Annotated in this window: 18 protein-coding genes; 12 read left to right on the top strand and 6 right to left on the bottom strand. The window is 73.8% G+C overall.

Annotated features, from left to right (window positions below; all coding sequences use genetic code 11):
• Nucleotides 1–115 precede the first annotated feature (115 nt).
• The 3 genes from AC6CKD_RS06530 (at nucleotide 116) to AC6CKD_RS06520 (ending at nucleotide 2,531) form a co-directional block, all read left to right on the top strand.
• Nucleotides 116–1,429, top strand: a complete 1,314-nt coding sequence (locus tag AC6CKD_RS06530; protein ID WP_498325772.1) for a sensor histidine kinase — start codon at nucleotides 116–118, stop codon at nucleotides 1,427–1,429.
• Nucleotides 1,426–2,094: a response regulator gene (locus tag AC6CKD_RS06525; RefSeq protein ID WP_498325771.1), complete on the top strand. Its 669-nt coding sequence runs from the start codon at nucleotides 1,426–1,428 to the stop codon at nucleotides 2,092–2,094. The genes AC6CKD_RS06530 and AC6CKD_RS06525 overlap by 4 nt, the downstream gene beginning before the upstream one ends.
• A gap of 152 nt (nucleotides 2,095–2,246) precedes the next feature.
• Nucleotides 2,247–2,531, top strand: coding sequence for a hypothetical protein (locus AC6CKD_RS06520; protein ID WP_498325770.1), 285 nt, complete (start codon nucleotides 2,247–2,249; stop codon nucleotides 2,529–2,531).
• A gap of 125 nt (nucleotides 2,532–2,656) precedes the next feature.
• Here AC6CKD_RS06520 and AC6CKD_RS06515 read toward each other — a convergent pair whose 3' ends face one another.
• The gene (locus tag AC6CKD_RS06515) at nucleotides 2,657–3,991 is read right to left on the bottom strand and encodes a chloride channel protein (RefSeq protein WP_498325769.1); all 1,335 of its coding nucleotides are present in this window, start codon (nucleotides 3,989–3,991) and stop codon (nucleotides 2,657–2,659) included.
• A 235-nt stretch (nucleotides 3,992–4,226) separates the two neighbouring features.
• Between AC6CKD_RS06515 and AC6CKD_RS06510 the strand changes: the two genes are divergently transcribed.
• The 5 genes from AC6CKD_RS06510 (at nucleotide 4,227) to AC6CKD_RS06490 (ending at nucleotide 10,459) form a co-directional block, all read left to right on the top strand.
• Nucleotides 4,227–7,424: a TIM-barrel domain-containing protein gene (locus AC6CKD_RS06510; protein WP_498325768.1), complete on the top strand. Its 3,198-nt coding sequence runs from the start codon at nucleotides 4,227–4,229 to the stop codon at nucleotides 7,422–7,424.
• A 160-nt stretch (nucleotides 7,425–7,584) separates the two neighbouring features.
• Complete coding sequence (locus AC6CKD_RS06505) at nucleotides 7,585–8,490, top strand: aminoglycoside phosphotransferase family protein (RefSeq protein ID WP_498325767.1); 906 nt, start codon at nucleotides 7,585–7,587, stop codon at nucleotides 8,488–8,490.
• 107 nt (nucleotides 8,491–8,597) lie between these two features.
• A complete protein-coding gene (locus AC6CKD_RS06500; RefSeq protein WP_498325766.1) occupies nucleotides 8,598–9,002 on the top strand; it encodes a YunG family protein in 405 nt (134 codons plus the stop codon).
• Between the two features lie 150 nt (nucleotides 9,003–9,152).
• Nucleotides 9,153–10,067 (top strand): LysR family transcriptional regulator, encoded by a 915-nt coding sequence (locus tag AC6CKD_RS06495; protein ID WP_498325765.1) that lies wholly within the window; start codon nucleotides 9,153–9,155, stop codon nucleotides 10,065–10,067.
• A 131-nt stretch (nucleotides 10,068–10,198) separates the two neighbouring features.
• Entirely contained in the window at nucleotides 10,199–10,459 is a 261-nt protein-coding gene (locus tag AC6CKD_RS06490; protein WP_498325763.1) for a DUF6158 family protein, read from the top strand.
• Between the two features lie 3 nt (nucleotides 10,460–10,462).
• Here AC6CKD_RS06490 and AC6CKD_RS06485 read toward each other — a convergent pair whose 3' ends face one another.
• A complete protein-coding gene (locus AC6CKD_RS06485; RefSeq protein ID WP_498326276.1) occupies nucleotides 10,463–10,642 on the bottom strand; it encodes a DUF6126 family protein in 180 nt (59 codons plus the stop codon).
• Between the two features lie 105 nt (nucleotides 10,643–10,747).
• Between AC6CKD_RS06485 and AC6CKD_RS06480 the strand changes: the two genes are divergently transcribed.
• The gene (locus AC6CKD_RS06480) at nucleotides 10,748–11,308 is read left to right on the top strand and encodes a TetR/AcrR family transcriptional regulator (protein ID WP_498325762.1); all 561 of its coding nucleotides are present in this window, start codon (nucleotides 10,748–10,750) and stop codon (nucleotides 11,306–11,308) included.
• Nucleotides 11,309–11,382: 74 nt separating this feature from the next.
• Nucleotides 11,383–12,906, top strand: a complete 1,524-nt coding sequence (locus AC6CKD_RS06475) for an MFS transporter (RefSeq protein ID WP_498325761.1) — start codon at nucleotides 11,383–11,385, stop codon at nucleotides 12,904–12,906.
• Nucleotides 12,907–12,933: 27 nt separating this feature from the next.
• Here AC6CKD_RS06475 and AC6CKD_RS06470 read toward each other — a convergent pair whose 3' ends face one another.
• Genes AC6CKD_RS06470 through AC6CKD_RS06460 form a run of 3 tightly spaced genes read right to left on the bottom strand, consistent with a single transcriptional unit; the run spans nucleotide 12,934 to nucleotide 16,282 of the window.
• Entirely contained in the window at nucleotides 12,934–14,079 is a 1,146-nt protein-coding gene (locus AC6CKD_RS06470) for a serine hydrolase domain-containing protein (protein ID WP_498325760.1), read from the bottom strand.
• Nucleotides 14,076–15,770: a carboxylesterase/lipase family protein gene (locus AC6CKD_RS06465; RefSeq protein ID WP_498325759.1), complete on the bottom strand. Its 1,695-nt coding sequence runs from the start codon at nucleotides 15,768–15,770 to the stop codon at nucleotides 14,076–14,078. Before AC6CKD_RS06465 ends, AC6CKD_RS06470 begins: the two co-directional genes overlap by 4 nt.
• On the bottom strand, nucleotides 15,770–16,282 hold the full coding sequence (locus AC6CKD_RS06460; protein ID WP_498325757.1) for a mycothiol transferase: 513 nt from the start codon (nucleotides 16,280–16,282) through the stop codon (nucleotides 15,770–15,772). Before AC6CKD_RS06460 ends, AC6CKD_RS06465 begins: the two co-directional genes overlap by 1 nt.
• Before the next feature lie 184 nt (nucleotides 16,283–16,466).
• Here AC6CKD_RS06460 and AC6CKD_RS06455 point away from each other — a divergent pair, with 184 nt between their 5' ends.
• Nucleotides 16,467–17,666: a hypothetical protein gene (locus AC6CKD_RS06455; protein WP_498325756.1), complete on the top strand. Its 1,200-nt coding sequence runs from the start codon at nucleotides 16,467–16,469 to the stop codon at nucleotides 17,664–17,666.
• 73 nt (nucleotides 17,667–17,739) lie between these two features.
• Nucleotides 17,740–18,819, top strand: a complete 1,080-nt coding sequence (locus AC6CKD_RS06450; protein ID WP_498325755.1) for a PHP domain-containing protein — start codon at nucleotides 17,740–17,742, stop codon at nucleotides 18,817–18,819.
• Here the strand turns inward: AC6CKD_RS06450 and AC6CKD_RS06445 are convergent.
• Nucleotides 18,740–19,534: a VOC family protein gene (locus AC6CKD_RS06445; RefSeq protein WP_498326274.1), complete on the bottom strand. Its 795-nt coding sequence runs from the start codon at nucleotides 19,532–19,534 to the stop codon at nucleotides 18,740–18,742. The two genes, AC6CKD_RS06450 and AC6CKD_RS06445, sit on opposite strands and share 80 nt — an antisense overlap.
• Between the last annotated feature and the right edge of the window lie 172 nt (nucleotides 19,535–19,706).

Raw genomic sequence — 19,706 nt, 5'->3', positions numbered from 1 at the left:
CTCCTCCGGGACCAGGGACCGGTGCGCGCCCCCGACCAGGACCCGGGTCCTGGTCCGCTCTCCTCCTCGGGGCCCGCGGCCCGCGGGCCGCCCGATGGGAAGATGGAGCATGCCGATGATCAGAACGGACGACGGGGCGGGCGGGAGCGCGCCGGTTCACGGCGCGGACGGGACCCGGACCGTGAACCGGGTCCGGTTCACGAACCGGGACCCGGGCCCGAAGGGTGTCCGGGCCTCGAGCGGGACCCGGATCTCGAACGGGATCCGGTCCCTGAACTGGACCCGCAACGACGCGCTCGTGGCCATCGCCGCCGTCGTCGTGGACATGCTCGGCTATGCGTTCGGCGCGGCCGGGGACGGCCGGCCCCTCACGGTCTCCGCCCTCGTCCTGGTGGTCCTGACCGCGCCCTGCCTGCTGGCCCGGCGGGTCAGACCGGTCGCCGTGCTCGCCGCCGTCCTCGCCCTCGGCGTGGCGCTGAACCTGATCACGTCACAGGGCCCGCACTTCTCCGCGGGAGCGACCGTCGCGCTCTACTCCGTGGCCCGTATGCGCGGCCCGGCGGTCACGGCGGCGGCCGCCCTGGCGGCCGTGCCGCTGACCGTGGTCGGCAGCGGCTACGGCGGGACGACCGGGCTCATGGGCCTGCTCGGCAACACGGTCGCCGTCCTCCTGGTCGTCGCCGCCGCGCTGCTGACGCGCCGCTGGCAGCACGAGACCGAGGCCAAGCGCGTCCTGCTGGCCGAACGCGCGGTGGCCGACGAACGCCGCCGCATCGCCCGCGAACTGCACGACATCGTGGCCCACCACATCACCACCATGCAGCTGATGGCCGGCGGGGCGCGGGCCAACCTCGCGCACGACCCGGAGACGGCCCGCGAGGCCCTGGTCACCCTGGAGGGCTCCGGGCGGATGGCGCTGCGCGAGATGCGCCAGCTGCTCGACGTCCTGCGGGCGGGGGAGGAACCGGAACACACCCCGCCGGCCCCGCAGCCCGGCCCCGGCGACCTGGACCGGATCGTCGCCGAAGCCAGGCTCGGCGGCCTGGAGACCGGGTTCACCGTGGACGGGCCGGTCCGCCCGCTGCCGCCGGCCCTCGGCCTGACGGTGTTCCGCATCGTGCAGGAGTCGCTGACCAACGCCCGCAAGCACGCAGGGCGGCAGGCCCGGGTCCGCGTACGCCTGACGTACCGTCCGTCCGAGGTGGCCGTGGAGGTCCGCGACGACGGTGCGGGGAACCGGTCGGCGCCTTCGCGGCCGGCGCCGGTTTCCGGCTACGGTCTGATCGGAATGCGCGAACGGGTCGCCCTGCAGGGCGGCACCCTGGAGGCGGCCGCCCTCGACGGCGGCGGATTCCGGGTGGCGGCGCGCCTGCCGGTGCCGCCCGGTCCGGACGCGCCCGGGGGAGAGGGAGAGGAAGAACGCGGATGATCCGTGTGCTCATCGCCGACGACCAGCCGCTCGTCCGGCGGGGCCTGGCCCTGATCCTGGCCCCCGAACCGGAGTTCGAGGTCGTCGGGGAGGCGGGGGACGGCGCCGAGGCGGTCGCCCTCGCGGAGCGGCTGCGGCCCGACGTGGTCGTCATGGACATCCGGATGCCGGTCCTGGACGGGGTCGAGGCCACCGGGAAGCTGTCCGGGCTGCTGCCGGAGTGCCGGGTCCTGGCGCTGAGCACCTTCGACATGGACGAGTACGTGGTCGCGGCCCTGCGCGCCGGAGCGTACGGGTTCCTGCCGAAGGACGTCTCCCCGGAGGAGCTGACCGCGGCGATCCGCACCGTCCACACCGGTGAGGCCGCGGTGGCGCCGCGCCTGCTGACCCGGCTGATCTCCACGTACGTACGGGCCCCCGTGAGGCCCGCCCGGCAGACGGCCGGAGTCCCGGCCGGACTCACACCGCGGGAGCGGGAGATCTGGCGGCTGCTGGCCACCGGACTCGACAACGCGGAGATCGCCGCGGACCTGGACATCAGCGTCTCCACGGTCAAGAACCACATCACCGGCATCTTCGGCAAGCTGGGCGTCCGCGACCGGGCCCAGGCGGTCATCGCCGCGTACGAATCGGGCGTGGTGGAGGTCGCCGAGGGCTCGCGCTGAGCGCCGGGTCCGCGGGGAGGGGCGCCGGGAGCCGGGGCGCACACCTCTGACCTGCCGGAACATCCCCGGAACACTGGAGGATTCACCCGTGCGCAAAGGGGCACGTCCATGGCACAGTGCGATCAGCCCAACCGCACGACCAGGGAGACTCCATGAGCGATCCGCACTCCACGCAGCTCGCGGCCGCCCCCGAGTACCGGCCGGAGCCGCACCCGCCGAGCCTGGCGGGCAGCTCGGGTCCGACGGGTCGGCCGGGTCCGCTGCCGTGCTGTCCGGTGTGCGACGAAGCCACGGAACGCATCTCCTGGCGTCAGCGTCCGGGACAGCCGGTGGTCCTGGTCTTCGATCCCTGCGGGCACCGGCACGGCTCGCCGGCGGCGCCGGTCCTGGCCGTGAGCCCGCCGCCCGTCACGGTCTGGGGACGGGCCCTCGCATGAGCTCGCTGACCCACTGGATGAGCCCGCCGTCGTACATGCCCGGAGCGTAGGTGTAGGCGTCGTGGCCGCCGGAAGGCCCGGTGGTCGGGAGGACCGGTCGCCCGGGGGCCGAGTCGACGGCGGGCTCAGGCGTCGGCGGCGGCCGGCTGGAGGTGCGCCGGGTCGGCCGGACGCTGGCGGTCGATCAGGGCCGAGGCCAGCAGGGCGGTCACCGCCGAGAGCACCAGCAGCGGCATCAGCACGGATGCCTCCTTGCCCAGCAGGGCGGCGGCCAGGACCACGCCGGTGACCGGGAGCCGGGAGACCGATACGCCGGCCGCGCAGACGCCGGCCGCCAGGGCGGGGCCCATGCCGAAGCCGGGGAGGCCGCCGAAGGCGACGCCGACCGCGGCCCCGATCATGATGGCCGGGAAGATGGGTCCGCCCCGGAGGCTGCCCAGGGCGATGCTCCAGCCGATCAGCTTGAAGACCGCGAGGGCCACCAGCGCGCCCACCCCCCAGGACGAGGGCTCGGCGGCCAGCATGCCGAGGGTGGTCTGTCCGGACAGGGCCACCTCCTCGGGAGAGCGACCGGTGATCAGCGCGTAGCCGGTGACGCAGACGCCGACGGCCGCCGCGCACAGGACGATCCGCTTCGCGGAGGTGCCCGTCCAACCGTGCACGCGCAGACCCGCGGACTTGCCCAGGGCGACGAGGACGCCGATCAGGGCGGCCATGGGGATGCCCCACAGGAAGTCGCCCGCGTCGGGCAGGCCGGCGGCGGGTTCCTGGGGGAGGGCCAGCGAGCCGATGCCGAGGCCGGTCCAGTGCCCGAAGCCGGTGAAGACCAGGGCCCCGACTCCGCTGGCGACCAGGGCGGGCAGGATCAGTACGAGCAGGCGGGCGCCCCCGGCCACGAGGGCGGCTCCCTCCAGCACCAGCACCACCGGGATCAGCGGACTGCCGAAGATCGTGCTGATGGCGGCGGTGGATCCGGCCATGCCCAGGACCGTGGCCAGCTCGGGCTGGGCGGTGCGCTGGGCGGCGCGGATGCTGAGCAGGGCGAGTCCGCTGCCGATCGCCATCAGGGGTGCCTCGGGTCCGAGCATCACGCCGAGGGGCAGGCAGGCCAGCGCGGCCAGGACCACGCTCAGGGTCTCGCGGGGCATGGTCGCCGGGCCGCCGAAGCCCTGGGCGGGGACGTGTCCGCCGCCGCCGGCCATCCGCGTGATGATCGGCGCGGCCAGCAGTCCGGCGAGGGTGAGCGTGGGCAGGCCCCACCACCACGGAGGGCGGGAATGGCCGAGCAGGTCGGGTGCGGTGTGCCAGACCCAGTGCTGGAGCGCGTGTTCGAGGCTGACGAAGGCGAAGGCGAACAGCGAGACCGGTATGCCGATGAGCGCCGAGAGGACGAGCAGTTTGAGGGTCCCGGGGCCGAGGAGGAGCTGGCGGAGTGATGCGGGCGTTTGCGCCTGTGTCATGAGTGCCGGGCCCTCCAGAAAAGTCCGTGGTTCGTCCCAGGGTCGGGGTGCCGGGCAGGTCGCGCAGGGCGGGTGGGCCATACGGGTGAGGGATCGACGGGCTCGAAAATGCTCAAAGGTGCTCGTTGACCAGCCATTCCGAGCATCTTCCTTCAAATGAGGCCCCCGGACCGCTATGTTGCCCGGTGCATGCCAAAAGGTGTGCCCGCGATCCGGACCGCACGAGGAGCCGCCCATGAGACTCATCAGCATCCGCAGAAGCCCACGGCGGCGGCGCGCCCCGGTGGCCGCGCTGCTCGCCGCGGTCCTCGCCGTGGCCGGTCTGGCCACCGCCGGCCCCATCTCCTCGGCCTCGGCGGCCGCCTCCGCGCCCGCCCCGGCCACGGCGGGCAACGCCACGGGCATCACACAGTCCGGAAACACCTTCACCATCGCAACCGCCGGCGGTGCCAAGGCCCGGGTGGTCGTCGCCCGCGCCGACGTCTTCCGGCTCTGGCTCTCACCCGACGGCGCCTTCACCAACGACCCCGCCGGCACCGACCTCGCCCCCACCACCGACTTCGGCCCCGTGAGCGCCGCCTGGACCGACGCGGGCACGTACTACAAGATCACCACCGGTTCGCTGTCCATCCGGGTCAACAAGACCCCGCTGCAGTTCTCCGTCTACCGGGCCGACAACTCCACCCTCGTCTGGCAGGAGACGCAGCCCACCTCCTGGACCGGCGGCCAGACCACCCAGTACCTCGCGCGCGGAACGGACGAGCAGTTCTACGGAACGGGCCTGCGCCTGGGCGAATGGGCGCTGCGCGGCAAGACCGTCCCCATCGCGGTCGACAACAAGTGGCGCGAGAACAACAACGCCAGCCCCGCGCCCTTCTACGTCTCGACCAACAACTACGGCGTGATGCGCAACACCTGGGCCCCGGGCTCGTACGGTTTCAACGCCCCCACCACCCTCACCCACGACGAGAAGCGCTTCGACGCCTGGTACTTCACGGGTGACTCCCTCAAGACCGTCCTGGATGCCTACACCGACGTCAGCGGAAAGCCCTTCATGGCTCCGGCGTGGGGCTTCGAGCTCGGCAACGCCGACTGTTTCAACGCCTCCAACCCGACCTACCAGGGCGATCACAACCGGCTCCGCCACCAGACCACCCCGGACGTCGTCGGCTACGCCGCGGACGCCCGCGCCGCCGACATGCCCTCGGGCTGGTTCCTGCCCAACGACGGCTACGGCTGCGGCTACACCACGCCCCTGAAGTCCACGGTCGACGCCCTGAAGTCCAAGGGCTTCCAGACCGGACTGTGGACCTCGACCGGTCTAGGCAACATCAACGAAGAGGTGGGGGTGGCCGGTTCGCGGGGCGTGAAGACCGACGTCGCCTGGATCGGGGGCGGTTACAAGACCGCCTTCGCCGGAGTCCAGCAGGCCGTCGACGGCATAGAGAAGAACTCCGACGCCCGACGCTACGTCTGGACCGTCGACGGCTGGGCCGGCACCCAGCGCAACGCCGTCGTCTGGACCGGTGACACCAACGGCACCTGGGACGACATGCGCTGGCACGTCCCCGCCATCACCGGCGCCGGCCTCTCCGCCCTCAACTACGCCGCCGGCGACGTCGACGGGATCTTCGCCGGCAGCCCCAAGACGTACGCCCGGGACCTCCAGTGGAAGGCCTTCACCCCGGCCTTCATGACCATGTCCGGCTGGGGCGCGACCGGTCCGACCGCCGGCTACCAGGACAAGCAGCCCTGGCGGTTCGCGGAGCCGTACCTCTCGATCAACCGCAAGTACCTCCAGCTGAAGATGCGGCTGATGCCGTACCTGTACACGATGAGCCGGACCGCGCACGAGACCGGCGTGCCGAGCACCCGCGCGATGGTCCTGGAGTACCCGGGGGACCCGGTGGCGCGCGGAAACCTGACCAGCGGCCAGTTCATGGCCGGCGACTCCTTCCTCGTCGCGCCCGTCGTCTCCGACACCTCCGTACGGGACGGCATCTACCTGCCGGCCGGCACGTGGACGGACTACTGGACGGGCAAGACCTATGCCGGGCCCGGCTGGCTCAACGGCTACCAGGCGCCGCTCGACACCCTGCCCCTCTTCGTCAAGGGCGGCGCCATCGTCCCGATGTGGCCGCAGATGAACTACACGGGCGAGAAGCCCGTCTCCACCCTCACCTACGACATCCACCCGCGCGGCGCCACCTCCTTCAGCCTCTACGAGGACGACGGGATCACCCGCGCCCACCAGACGGGAGCCTTCGCCCGCCAGCAGGTCGACGTCACGGCCCCCGCCTCCGGATCGGGCACGGTCAACGTGTCCGTCTCCGCCCCGGCCGGCAGCTACACCGGCAAACCGGCCTCGCGCGGCTACGAGTTCAGCCTCCACGTGGCCACCGCCCCCACCGCTCTCACCGTGGACGGCGCGGCACTCACCCGGCTGAGCGGCAAGGCCGCCTACGACGCGGCGGCGACGGGCTGGTTCTTCGACGCCGCCGACCGCGGCGGCATCCTGTGGACCAAGACGGGTACGAAGTCGGGCGCGTTCAGCGTCTCGGCCACCGGCACCTCCGTCCCGGCCGCCGACCCCATCCCGGTCACCTCCAGCCCCGTCCCGCAGGCGGCCTGGACCCTGGTCTCCGCCGACAGCCAGGAGACCAGCGGCGAGAACGGCGCCGCACGCAACGCCTTCGACGGGAACACCGGGACCATCTGGCACACCGCCTGGTCCGGTTCCACCGCCGCGCCCCTCCCGCACGAGATCCAGATCGACCTCGGCGCCCGCTACACGGCCGACGGCCTCGGCTACCTGCCCCGCCAGGACGGCGGGGTCAACGGCCGGATCGGCGGCTACGAGGTGTACGTCTCGGACACCACCACCGACTGGGGATCCCCGGTGGCCACCGGCACCTTCGCCGACACGGCGGCCCTCAAACAGGTCTCGCTCTCCGCGAAGGCGGGCCGCTACCTCCGGCTGAAGGCACTGACCGAAGCGGGCGCCCGCGGCCCCTGGACCAGCGCCGCCGAGATCACCCTCACCGGCCGCCCGACCCCGCTGCCCGCTGCAGCCACCCTGGTCAACGGGGCGTCGGCCAGTTGCCTCGACCTCCCCGGCAGCGCCACCACCCCCGGAACGCAACCCACCCTCTACAGCTGCCACGGCGGCCCCAACCAGCGCTGGACCCTGCAGGGCGACGGCCGGCTGACGGGCCTCGGCGGAGTCTGCCTGGACGCCGCCACCGCCAACGCCGTCGCGATCCAGACCTGCGACGGCAGCCCGGGCCAGAGCTGGCAGACCGGCCCGGACGGCAGCCTGCGCAACTCCGGCCAGTGCCTGACCCCGGCCGGCTCCGCCACGGCCAACGGCACCAGGCTCACCCGGGCCGCGTGCGCCACGACCGCCGCCCAGCGCTGGACCTTCACTCCGTGATCCCGCACGGGCGCCCCGCCAGGTTCCCGGCATCCTGATGAGAGCCGCCTGACGCCCCCACCGAGCCCGGCCCGGCACCCAGTCGGGCCGGGCTCCGGCGTGCCGGGGCACGGCGGTTACCGTGGGGGCAACGATCTTCGGACGCTTCAGGAAGGTGCTCATGCCCGCCGGGAAAATGCACGCCGACGAACCCGACATCGACACCGCCCTCGTGCGCAGGCTGATCGCCGGGCAGTTCCCGCAGTGGGCGGAGCTTCCCGCCCAGCGGGTCGACTCCGCCGGGACGTCGAACGCCATGTACCGGCTGGGCGCGGACCTGGTCGTACGCCTTCCGCGCACGCCCGGCGCGGCCGGCGACGTGGGCATGGAGCACGTCTGGCTGCCGCGGCTCGCTCCGGGCCTGCCGACCGCCATACCCGTCCCCCTCGGCATGGGGCGGCCCGCGGAGGGCTACCCCTGGTCCTGGTCCGTCTTCGGCTGGGTCCCCGGTGAGAACCCCGTGCCCGGCCGGATCGCGGAGCCGGACCTGCTGGCCGAGGACCTGGCGGAGTTCGTCTCCGCACTCCACCGGGCCGATCCGGCAGACGCCCCCGCCTCCTACCGCAGCGAGTCCCTCGCGGACCGGGACGCCGCCACCCGTGCCGCGATCGCGGAGCTGGGCGCGAGCGCCGACGCGGAGACCGGGGCGGCGACCGCCGTGTGGGAGGAGGCCCTGCGGGCCGAGCCCTGGTCCGGGCCGCCGGTCTGGATCCACGCCGACCTGCAGCCCGGCAACCTGCTCCTCGCGGACGGAAGGCTCGCCGCCGTCATCGACTTCGGCTGCGCCGGCCTCGGCGAACCCGCCGTCGACCTGATCCCGGCCTGGTACCTCCTCCCGGCCGCCGCCCGCCCCGCCTTCCGGGCCGCCCTGGACGCCGACGACGCGATGTGGACCCGCGCCCGCGGCTGGGCCCTGTCGATCGCCCTCATGGAGCTGAACTACTACAAGGAGACGAACCCCGTCATGGCGGCCATCGCCCGGCACGTCATCGGCGAACTCCTCGCCACCGCCCCCCGGAGCGAATGACCGGAACGCGCACGGGACCGCGCGCCAATGACAGGAACGCGCATGATCGACCGGACGGTCGGCCGGGGTATGGATCGGTGTCAGTGCCGGTTGCGAGGATGGTCGACATGACACCTTTCCTTCTGACCGACATCGACCGTGCCGTCCGCAGCAGTTGGAGCGCGATGACGTGTACCCCCGAGTACCGTGATCGATGGACCAGGGAGAACCCGGCCCGTGACCAGTGCGGCGTGACCGCCCTGGTCCTCAACGACCTGCTGGGCGGCGAGCTGATCCGCGGGGAGGTACTCGTCGACGGAGAGCGCGTGGACTACCACTGGTGGAACCGCCTGGGCCTCGGCATAGAGATCGACCTCACCCGCGAGCAGTTCGCACCGGAGGAGAAGATCACCGAGGGGATCGTCATCCCCCGCCCCCCGGACAGCGAACTGCGCCGCCTGCGCACGGAGTACGAACTCCTGCGCGACGAGGTGATGGTCAAGCTCACCGGTGCACCGGCCCCGGGCGTGTGACGGCCTAGCGGCAGCGGGTCGGCACCCGGTCCCACCCTCGCGATGGCGGGACCGGGTTGCCGCCCTGGGCCGTGAATTGATCGTCGGGCAGCCCGACATCCAAGTCAATCCTCCCTATTTCTCATAACCCCCCAGGGATACCTTGGGGTTGTGACCCTCGATGACCTCCGCGTGTTCGTCGCCGTCTGCCGGGCCGGGAGCCTCAGCGCCGTCGCCCGCGACGTCGGCCGCACCCAGTCCGCCATCAGCCAGCACATCCGCCGCCTGGAGAAGGAGACCGGTGCCGCACTCCTGGAGCGCCATCCGCGCGGAGTCTCGCCCACCGGGGCCGGCCTGATCCTCCAGGCCGCCGCCGCCGACGGCCTCGCCGGGCTCGACGGAGCCCTGCGCCGGCTCGACGCCCTCGTACGGGGCGACGGCGGCTCGGTCCGCGTCACCACCGGGGCCACCACCGTGCGCCACTTCATGGCCGAGGCGATCGTCGCCTTCCGGCGCAGCCACCCCCGGGTCAGCCTGGAGTTCCAGACCGAGAACTCCAGCCGGAGCTGCTTCGAAGCCCTCGCGGCCGACGACCTCGACCTCGCCTGGGTCACCATCGGCGCCCCCGTACGGGGCATCGAGCAGCGCCCCGTCATGCGGCTGCCCTGGGTCCTGGCGGTCGGCGCCGACGACCCCCTCGCCGCCCGCTCCCGCCTGGAGCCGACCGACCTCGGCGCCATCCGCCACATCCGGCTGCCGGAGAATTCCACCTCCCGCGGCCACCTCGACGCCGCCCTCGCCGAAGCGGGCATCCGGATCAGCTCCGACACCAGCGCCGCCGACTGGGACACCGCCCTCCTCCTCGCCGAACTGGGCCTCGGCCACGCCGTCGTACCCGCACTGCCCGGCTGGCAGGTCCCCGGATCGGAAGGGCCGCTGCGCCTGGTGCCGGTCCCCGCCCTGCCGCCGCTCGCCGTCGGCTGGGCCGTCCGGCGCTGGTCCGCCCTGGCCCCGCTCGCCCGCGCCTTCGCCGACGAGGTGGCCCGCGGGTGCGTGGCCCGCGCGGCGGCCCCCGGGCAGGTGTGACGAGAGCGGCGGCACCAGGGCGGCCTACGCCGATCAGCCGCTCGACCGCCTCTATCCCGCTCACTCGGCGATGATGGGATGAGCGCGGCCGGGCGAGGTGCCCGGCCCGGCCGAGGGAGAGGTGACCTGCCATGGCGGAGCGCGAGGCACACGAGGCCGGGCCGTCGGCGGACGGGCTCGAAGAGGGCCGCCTGATGAAGGAGCTCGAAGCCATCCACCGCACGCGTCACGAGACCCTGCTGCACGGATCGGACGAAGCGCTGGTCACGCACACCCGGCGGATGGACGAGCTGGAGCGCGAGTACGTACGCCGGCACCCGGAACGCGCCCAGACCTCGGGCCGCACCCGCTCGGGCGCCCGCGCCCGCACGGGGACGGAAGAACAGGGCTGAACGCTACTTCTCGGCGTGCTCGCCCAGCATGAACAGCAGCCAGACGAACCCGGCGAAGAGGTGCGTGCCGGCGATGTAGAAGAACGCGCGCAGCAGTACGCCGTTCTCCTTCCACTTCTCGTACTTCGCCGCGGCAGCCGCGGCGGAGCGCGCCCGCTCGGAGTTCTCGTCCCGGTCCGTCATCACCCGGACAGCGTACGGGCGCGTGCGTCCACCCACGGCGTGCTCGCGCATCAGATTTGCTTCATGTGAGACAAATTTGTATCGTTTGATACGAAGGAGGATCGCATGATGAACGAAGAAGAGCTGCTGGACGGCGCCGCACGCGTGCTCGCCGGCGATCACAGTGCCTCTATGGCGCACATCGCCGCAGGCATCGGGACCAGCCGCGCCACGCTCAGCCGCCGCTACGCCACCCGCGAGGCACTCCTCAAAGCCGTGGCCGTCCGGGCCATCGACGTGGTCGACGGGTGCCTCGCCCCCGCCGATCTGCCCGGCACCGCCGACGGCGCGGAGTTCGACGCCGCGCTGGAGCGGCTCGTCACCGGGCTGCTGCCCGCCGCGCACCTGTACGGGTTCACCTCGCGCGATGCCACCGTGCTCGCCGACCCCGAGTTCCGGGCCGGGATCCAGCGCCAGGACGAGCGGGCCCTCGCCTTCCTCGCCCTCGGCCAGCGCCTCGGCCGGCTCCGCGTCGACCTGCCCGCGTACTGGATCTGGTACTCGCTGTGGGGACTGCTCGACGCCGCCGCCGAGGGCGTCCGCGACGGCCACCTCGCCCGCCGGGACATCGGCCGGCTCGTCCTCGCCTCCTTCCTCAGCGGAACCCGGCCGTCCCCGACGGCCTGACCCCGCACCCTCCCGCGTACGACCGTGAGACGCGGCCGGGAAAGAACCGTGAAACAACCGTGAACGGAACCGAAATGCACACCCCCACGCAGGACCCGCGCCGCTGGATCGTGCTCACGATCCTCTCCGGCAGTCTCCTGCTCATCTCGATGGACACCACGATCCTCAACGTGGCCTTCCCCTCGCTCGTCGGCGACCTCCAGCCGGGCGCCGTACAGCAGCTGTGGATCATCGACATCTACGCCCTCGCCCTCTCCGGGCTGCTGGTCACCGCGGGCGCCCTCGGCGACCGCTGGGGCCGCAAGCGGCTGCTCATGGCGGGCTTCGGCATCTTCGCCCTGGCCTCGCTCATCGCCGTGTTCTCCACCGAGGCCTGGCACGTCATCGCGGCCCGCGCCCTCCTCGGCGTCGGCGGCGCCGCGATCATGCCCTCCACCCTGTCGATCCTGCGCAGCGTCTTCACCGACGCCAAGGAACGCGCCTTCGCCCTCGCCGTATGGGCCGCCGTGTTCGGCGGCGGCATGGCCTTCGGCCCCGTCGTCGGCGGCCTGCTCGTCCAGGACTACGGCTGGCACTCCGCCTTCCTCCTCAACCTGCCCGTCACCGCCGTGATCGTCGCGGCCGGCCTGCGCTACCTCCCCGAATCCCGCTCCCCGCGCTCCACCGGAAAGTGGGACTGGACCGGCGTCGGCCAGTCGATCGTCGGCATGCTCGCCCTCGCGGGCGGCATCAAGCAGCTCGGCAAGAGCGGTGTCGCCGACCCGCTGCCCTGGGCCCTGCTGATCCTCGCCGCCGTCGCGCTGACCCTGTTCGTCCGCCGCCAGCTCCGCGTGGACAACCCGCTGCTCCAGGTCCGGCTGTTCACCAAGCCCGCCTTCAGCGTGGCCGCCACCGCGATCTTCCTTCCCATGGTGGGCATGGGCGCGATCCTGTTCCTGGTCACCCAGTGGTTCCAGTACGGCCAGGGCTACACCCCGCTGGAGGCGGGCCTGCGCCTGCTCCCCGCCCCGCTCGCGCTGATCTGCGCCTCGATGGTCGCCCCGACCCTCATGCAGCGCTTCGCGATCCGCCACGTGCTCGGCGGCGGCCTGGTGGTCCTCGCCGCGGGCATGGCGCTGCCCTGGACGCTCCAGCAGTTCACCGGCCTCGGCTATCCCGCCTTCGCCGTGGCGCTGACCATCATGGGCCTCGGCGCGGGCATCGCCACCACCGTCGCCTCGGTGACGCTCATCTCCACGGCCCCGGCCGACGAGGTCTCCAGCGCCGCCGCCATCGAGGAGACCTGCTACGAACTCGGCTCGGCCATGGGCGTCGCCATCCTCGGCTCCACCGCGGCCGCGCTCTACCGGGGCAACCTCCCGGCCCTGGACCTGGACTCCACCACGCTGGCCGCCGTACGGGACTCCGTGGGCGAAGCCGCCCACACCGCCGAACAGCTCGGCGGCGGCGTCGGCCGGACCCTGCTCGACGCCGCCTCGCAGGCCTACACCCTCGCCATCACCCCGGCGTTCCTGTTGGCCGGAGTCCTCGCGATCGCCGCCGCGGCGACCACCTGGACGCTGATCCCGCGCGACCTGCGGCCGACCGAGAACCACTGAGCGGAGTAGGCGCAGGGGCGTACCGGCCTACCCGGCGGCCGCGTACGCCCACACCGCGCGCATCGTCGCCGGCAGCGGCGAGGGGCCCGTCAGCTCCCGCTGGGTCAGCAGGACGGTGACGGCCCCCGTCGAGGGGACGATGTGGGCGGCGGTGCCGGTGCCGCCGATCCAGCCGTAGCGGCCCGGTACGTTCCACGGCTCGGCCGGCGTCACGTCGACCGACCCGCCGAACCCCCAGCCCTGACCCTCCAGGAACAGTTCGGCCCCGGCCCGCTGGGCCGGCGTCAGCCAGTCGGTGGTCATCCTGCGCACGGAATCGGCCGAGAGCAGCGGGCCGCCCCCGTCGACCAGCATCCGGGCGAAACGGTGGTAGTCGTCCGCCGTGGAGACCAGACCGCCCGCGCCGGACGGAAAGGCGGGTGCGGCGCTCCACTGCCCGTCGGGGGCGTCCACGAGGTCGAGGCCCCCGTCCGCGCCGGCCCGGTAGAAGTGCGTGAACCGGCCCGACTGCCCCGCCGGCACGGCGAAACCGGTGTCGGGCATGTCCAGCGGCTCGAAGATCCGCTCGGCCAGGAACTCCGGCAGTGAGCACCCCGCCACCCGGGCGATCAGCACCCCCAGCACGTCCGAGCAAGTGTTGTAGAGCCAGGCCTCGCCCGGCTGGTACAGCATCGGGATCCGGCCCAGCGCTGCCATCCACGCGTCCGGCCCCGCGACCTCCTGCGGCCGCGGCGGGCCCTGCCGCAGCTCGCCGACGAGCGGTGCGACCGCCGGGAGGGAGAAGTCGGAGGAGAAGCCCCACCCCGCGCGGAAGGTCATCAGGTCGGCCACCGTCACCGGCCGCTTCGCCGGGACCACGTCGTCCACCGGGCTCCCGGGAGTCCGTACGACCACCGGTCCGGCGATCTCCGGCAGCCAGGGCGCGACGGCGTCGGTGAGCGCGAACCGGCCGTCCTCCACCAGCATCATGACCGCCGCCGCCGTGACCGGCTTGGTGAGCGAGGCGATCCGGAAGATCGAGTCGCGGACCATCGGGGCCCCGCCCGCGGCGTCCGCGCCGCCCACGGCGGCCACTTCGGGCTCCCTGCCGTCGCCCCGGTCCACCAGGGCCACCGCCCCCGGCAGGGTTCCGTCGTCCACGTACGACTGGAGGATGTCGGCCAAACCGGTCACGAGCCCGCCCTTTCGAGAGACTGTCCTACGGAGTCCCACAGCCCGCAGTGGTGCCGGGCCGCCGCGTCCACCGGGCGGATGCCGCCCGAGGGACCCGGTGCCAGGGACAGTACGGCGGGGGAGCGCGGCCACCACGGCCCCGTGCCGGGGGAGTTCGGATCGCCGGTCGCCGCGAACCGGGTCCAGTAGCCGGTCATCCGCTCCGCGAGCACCCGCTGCGCGGCGCTCAACGGGAGCGCGGTGTCGAAGAGGTAGGGCAGCTCGGACCCGTGCGAGGCCCCGTAGGGAAAGCCCGGCACCGGCGGCAGCCCGGTGAAGTCGGGTGCGCGCCGGTCGTCGAACCCGTAGTCGTACGTGGGCACGTGCCGAGCCAGCGCGCGGCTGTCCCGGAGCTGCGGGCAGACGAAGGAGGCGTCCGTCAGCACGGCGGCGAAGGCCAGCGCGGGCGTCGGATGGGCCGTCACCGGGTAGGCGGCCTCGACGAGTCCGGCCCGCGCCCCGAACGCGGCACGCAGCCGGGAGCGGTAGGCCCGCGGGTCGGCGACCGGGTGGGCGGTCAGCGTCTGCCCGAGGAAGATCCGCATCTCGTCGCGGGTCGAGCCCTGCACCACCGGGACCCGGTGGAACTCCCCGCGTTCCAGGGCCCGTCGGGGCTCGGTGGGGAGCAGCGGGGTGCCGTAGGACACCGGGGAGAACAGCGTCATGAGCTCGGGTGTCGCCAGGGTGCGGGGCGGCAGGCCGCGCAGGCACCGCAGGACCTCCGCGTCCGCCGCCGGGCCGTCCGGGGAGCGGCCGCAGCCGAGCCGGGCCGCCGCGGCGGACCCCTCGGCCACCGTGCGGCGCTCCGGCACGAACGGCTCGTAGGCGGGCAGTGCGGGGAGCAGCGAGTGCGCGGGGACGGTGAGCGAACAGGATCCGCTCTGCACGATCGCACGGTGGAACAGGCCGGCCGAGGCGGGGGAGGTGAGGTGCAGGCAGACGCTCAGCGCGCCGGCGGACTCGCCGAACACGGTGACGTTGCCGGGATCCCCGCCGAAACGAGCGGCGTTCGCCCGCACCCAGCGCAGGGCCGCCTGCTGGTCGGCGAGCGCGAAGTCGGGGGCGCCGTGGAGCGCGGGATGACCGAAGAGCCCGAAGATCCCGAGCCGGTAGTTGACCGTGACGACCACGGCCCCGCCCGCCGAAGCCAGCCGGCCCGGCCGGTACAGGTCCCCGGCACCGTTCATGAACCCGCCGCCGTGGAACCAGACCATGACGGGCCGGCCGGAGGCGTGCGCGGCCGCCGGAGCCGTGACGTTGAGGAACAGGCAGTCCTCCGAGCCGCTCGGGCCACCCGGTCCCACCGCGGGCAGCTGCACGCAACGGGCCCCGGGCGCACCGGCGTCCCGTACGCCCGGCCAGGGCGCGGCGGGCTCAGGAAGCCGCCAGCGCAGCGGACCGGTCGGCGGAGCGGCGTACGGGATGCCCTCGAAGGTGCGGTACCCGGCTGCCTCCCGCCCGCGCACCGCTCCGCGATCGGTCTCCACCACGGGCCGCGGGTCGGCTCCGGCCGAGGCCCCGGCCCCGGCGAGCGGGGCGGCGATGGCTGCCGGAGCCGCCGTGGCTGCCGTGGCCGCCGGAGCCGTCGCCGCCGCCGGGCCGCCGGTCAGGAGGAGGAGCAGGGCCGTCAGGAGTGCGCGGCGCGACGCCATCAGCGGCTCCTCGTCAGCACGCCCCGGACGAAGGCCGCCTGTCCCGCGTGCTGGAGGTCGTCGCCGATCACACTGACCAGCCGGATCCCGAGGGTCACAGGCGGGTCCCACCGTTCGTCGACCACCCGGTCCAGGTCGGCGGCGGACAGCCCCCGCAGGAAGCGCTCCGTCTGCGCGTGGACGGCGTCGAAGTACTCCAGCAGGAGTTCCCCCGACTCGACCCGGACGGCGCCGGCCTGGCGGGAGGTGTGCCCGTAGCCGGTCGAACCGGGGGGCAGCGCCAGACCGAACCGCTCGTCCCAGCCCTGCGCGTGCCAGACCTGTTCCCAGCCGGCCGCGTCCGCCACGTGGTCGTCCTGGATCCGGGTGAGGTGCCAGACGAGCCAGGTGATCGAGTTCGCACCGGGATCGATCCGCTCATGGAGCTGCCCGGGCTCCAGCCCCTCGACGGCCTCGTGCACCACGCCCTGGATCCGGCCGAACGCGTCGGCCAGTACCTCCGTACCCTTCATGCCCCCACCATGCCCACGACCGGGGCCGACCGGGCCCGCGGCACCGCGGGGGACCCCCGTTTGCCCGCCCCGAATGGCGCAGCGCGGCCGGGTGCCGCTGAATGTAACAAAGCGTGCGCTTCCCGTGACGCACGATGACCGGCGCGCGATGTGTAGACCCGCGCGTCGGCGAACGGAGCTTTCCATGAATGACCCGATCACGCTCGCCGCGACGGAGTACGAAGAACCGCGCCGGCTCCCCGACACCACGGACGTCTGGCCGCCGGCCCCCGACACGGACGACCTCGACTCCGGCCCCGAGCCGGAGTCCGAGTCCGAGTCCGAATCCGGGACCGCTCCCGGACACCAGGCCGGTCCCCACACCGGTCCCCACACCGGCCCCCAGGCTGGTCCCCAGGGCGGTCACCAGGCTGGTCCCCTGGCCGGTCCCCCGGCCAGCCCCCACACCGGTCCCCACACCGGTCCCGAGGCAGGTCCGGGCGCAGGTCCCGGCACAGAGCCGGCACCCGGCCCGGGCCCCGCAGACCGGCCCGTCGGAGCGCCCGCCCGCACCGTCCTGGAGACCGCCGCCACCGGCCGCCCCGTCCGGGAGGTCACGGACCTGGTGAACCTCCTCAAGGACTCCGGACAGGTCCCCAACCCCGGACACGCCGCGCTGCGCGCGGCCGCCGTGGCCCGGCCGGTCCACGAGGTCCGCGAGATGGTGACCCTGCTGGGCGAGCCCCCGCACGAGCTGGTCGAAACCGACATCGCGCTGCGGGCCGCCGCCCTCGGCCGGCCCATCGAGGACGTGGCCCTGCTGGTCAGCATCCTCGGCACCGGTGAACAGCCCCCGCAGCACCGCCCCGAGCCGGCGGACCGGGTACGGACCCCCGTCCACCCGCCCGCGCCCCAGGCCCAGGCCCAAGCTCAGGCCCAGGCCACGGGCAGGGGCGTCCCGTCCCGGACCCCGACCCGGACCCCGTCCCGGACAGCGGCCCGGCCGGGCACGGGCGCACTGCGCCACATACTGCGCTGGCCGGTGGCGCTCGCACTGCTCCTCTGCGGTGCCCTGCACGTGCCCGGCGATCTGGCGGCCCTGGCCTCCGGTGACCGCGGCGGGCTGCTCGCCCTGGCCGTCACCCTGCTCTGCCTCACCGCCGGCGCCCTGCTGGCGGTACGGGACACGGCCGGCGCGTGGCGGGCCGGCGCGGTGGTCGCGCTCGGCGTGGCCGGGCTCCACGTGGTCGGCGGCGTCGCCGGGTTCGACCCGCTCGGCGGCGCGGTCGGCGGCTCCCTGGAGTGGGCCGGCATCACCGCCGTGCTGAGCGCGGCGGCCGGCGCGGTACTCGCCGGCCTGGCCCTGCAGTACCGTCCGGCGGCCGACCCGGCCGACGGAGCCTGACCCGGGCGGAGAGGGGGCGCGGGTCCGAGAGGCCCGGGCCCCCTCTCCGCGGTTTCGCGGAGGGAGACACGCGATGGACCCGGTGGCCGCGCTGGACAGGATCGCCTTCCTACTGGAACGGGCCCAGGAACCGACCTACCGGGTCCAGGCCTTCCGCACGGCGGCCGCCGTCATCGGCACGATGGGCGAGGGCGAGCTGGCCGAAAGGGTCGGCGCGGGCACCCTCGAAGCGGTCAAGGGCATCGGCCCGAAAACCGCCCAGGTCGTCCGCGAAGCCCTCGGCGGAGCGATCCCCGCGTACTTGCAGGGGCTGGAGGAGAAGGCCGCGGCCCACCCCGAAGGCCCGCCGCCCAGCCCCGAGGCCCTCGCCCTGCGCGCCGCCCTGCGCGGCGACTGCCACATGCACTCCGACTGGTCGGACGGCGGCAGCCCCATCGAGGCGATGGCCCGGGCCGCGGCCGCCCTCGGGCACGACTGGGCGGTGCTCACCGACCACTCGCCGCGCCTGACCGTGGCCCGCGGACTCTCCCCGGAGCGGCTGCGGGAACAATTGCGCACCGTGGCCGAACTCAACGCGACCTGGGCCCCGTTCCGGCTGCTCACCGGCATCGAGTGCGACATCCTCGACGACGGCTCGCTGGACCAGGAGCCGGATCTCCTGGCCGAGGTGGACCTGGTGGTCGGCTCCGTCCACTCCAAGCTCCGGATGGACGCCGCCGCCATGACCCGGCGGATGGTGGCCGCCGTGCGCAACCCGCACCTCGACGTCCTCGGGCACTGCACCGGGCGGCTGGTGACGGGCAAGACCCGGCCGGAGTCGGCGTTCGACGCCGAGGCCGTCTTCGCGGCCTGCGCCGAGTCGGGCGCCGCCGTGGAGATCAACAGCCGGCCCGAGCGGCTCGACCCGCCGCGCCGGCTGCTGCGGCTCGCCGTGGCGGCGGGGACCCTCTTCGCGATCGACACCGACGCGCACGCGCCGGGTCAGCTCGACTGGCAGACCCTCGGCTGCGAACGCGCCCTGGAATGCGGGGTGACGGCCGACCGGGTCGTCAACACCTGGTCCGAGGCCGATCTCATCGAATGGACCCGGACCCGCCGGACGCCGCGGACCCGTCGGCCCCGTCAGCCCCGTCGTCCGTCCGGGACGAGGTGAGGGTGAAGAGCGCCCCGTCCGGATCACGCAGAGACACCCACCGTTCGGTCCCGCTCGACCCCGGCTCGGAGACCGTGCGGCCGCCCAGCGCGACGGCTGCCTCCACCGCCGGCTCGAGCGCGGGCACCCGGAAGTGCACGTGCCAGCGCGGCCGGGTGTACGGACTGTAGGAACCCGGCTCGACGGGACCGCTGTCCAGGCGTGCCACCGGCTCCCCCTCCTGGCGCAGTACGACGCGCTCCTCCTCGTACGCGACCTCGCAGCACCCGGGGCGGCCGGTGGCCCACTCCAGCACCTCCCCGTAGAAGATCGCCGACTCGAAGGCGTCCCGGGTGCGCAGCTCCAGCCAGGCCGGAGCCTGTCCCGAACCGACCCGCCAGCCCGAGGAGACCTGGCCCTCCCAGATCCCGAACACCGCCCCGTCCCGGTCCGCCACCAGCGCTCCGCGGCCGCCCGACTCGAAGGAGACCGGGCCGACCGCGATCGTGCCGCTGCGTTCCCGGATCCGGTCCACCGCCACATCGGCGTCGTCGACCGCGAAGTACGGGGTCCAGGCCACGGCCACGGCGAGATCCCCGGCCAGCGCGCCGATCCCGGCCACCGGCATCCCGTCCAGCTCGGCCACCGAGAAGGCCTCCCCGAGCCGCGCGGGCCGGAACCGCCAGCCCGCGACCTCACCGTAGAACCGCTGCGCCGCACCGAGATCCCGGGCCATCAGGCTCACCCAGCACGGCGCCCCGAAGACGTCCCTCGTCGAAATCTCCACTGTTTGGCTCCGCCCTTCACCGGGGCGCGGTCAGCGCGCCGTCCCGGCACAAGCAGTAGCGCCCCGGCCACGGCGCGGGCGCGCAGGCGCGCCACCGGGGCACGGATATCCCCTTGGCGGC

Source organism: Streptomyces sp. GQ60 (assembly GCF_059758875.1).
This window is presented reverse-complemented; position numbering and strand designations above follow the sequence as displayed.

Bases quoted from the DNA above. Each gene is read 5' to 3' on its own strand.
- AC6CKD_RS06530 (WP_498325772.1), top strand. From the start codon at position 116: ATGATCAGAACGGACGACGGGGCGGGCGGGAGCGCGCCGGTTCACGGC.
- AC6CKD_RS06525 (WP_498325771.1), top strand. From the start codon at position 1,426: ATGATCCGTGTGCTCATCGCCGACGACCAGCCGCTCGTCCGGCGGGGC.
- AC6CKD_RS06520 (WP_498325770.1), top strand. From the start codon at position 2,247: ATGAGCGATCCGCACTCCACGCAGCTCGCGGCCGCCCCCGAGTACCGG.
- AC6CKD_RS06515 (WP_498325769.1), bottom strand. From the start codon at position 3,991: ATGACACAGGCGCAAACGCCCGCATCACTCCGCCAGCTCCTCCTCGGC.
- AC6CKD_RS06510 (WP_498325768.1), top strand. From the start codon at position 4,227: ATGAGACTCATCAGCATCCGCAGAAGCCCACGGCGGCGGCGCGCCCCG.
- AC6CKD_RS06505 (WP_498325767.1), top strand. From the start codon at position 7,585: ATGCCCGCCGGGAAAATGCACGCCGACGAACCCGACATCGACACCGCC.
- AC6CKD_RS06500 (WP_498325766.1), top strand. From the start codon at position 8,598: ATGACACCTTTCCTTCTGACCGACATCGACCGTGCCGTCCGCAGCAGT.
- AC6CKD_RS06490 (WP_498325763.1), top strand. From the start codon at position 10,199: ATGGCGGAGCGCGAGGCACACGAGGCCGGGCCGTCGGCGGACGGGCTC.
- AC6CKD_RS06485 (WP_498326276.1), bottom strand. From the start codon at position 10,642: ATGACGGACCGGGACGAGAACTCCGAGCGGGCGCGCTCCGCCGCGGCT.
- AC6CKD_RS06480 (WP_498325762.1), top strand. From the start codon at position 10,748: ATGATGAACGAAGAAGAGCTGCTGGACGGCGCCGCACGCGTGCTCGCC.
- AC6CKD_RS06475 (WP_498325761.1), top strand. From the start codon at position 11,383: ATGCACACCCCCACGCAGGACCCGCGCCGCTGGATCGTGCTCACGATC.
- AC6CKD_RS06465 (WP_498325759.1), bottom strand. From the start codon at position 15,770: ATGGCGTCGCGCCGCGCACTCCTGACGGCCCTGCTCCTCCTCCTGACC.
- AC6CKD_RS06460 (WP_498325757.1), bottom strand. From the start codon at position 16,282: ATGAAGGGTACGGAGGTACTGGCCGACGCGTTCGGCCGGATCCAGGGC.
- AC6CKD_RS06455 (WP_498325756.1), top strand. From the start codon at position 16,467: ATGAATGACCCGATCACGCTCGCCGCGACGGAGTACGAAGAACCGCGC.
- AC6CKD_RS06450 (WP_498325755.1), top strand. From the start codon at position 17,740: ATGGACCCGGTGGCCGCGCTGGACAGGATCGCCTTCCTACTGGAACGG.
- AC6CKD_RS06445 (WP_498326274.1), bottom strand. From the start codon at position 19,534: ATGGCCCGGGATCTCGGTGCGGCGCAGCGGTTCTACGGTGAGGTCGCG.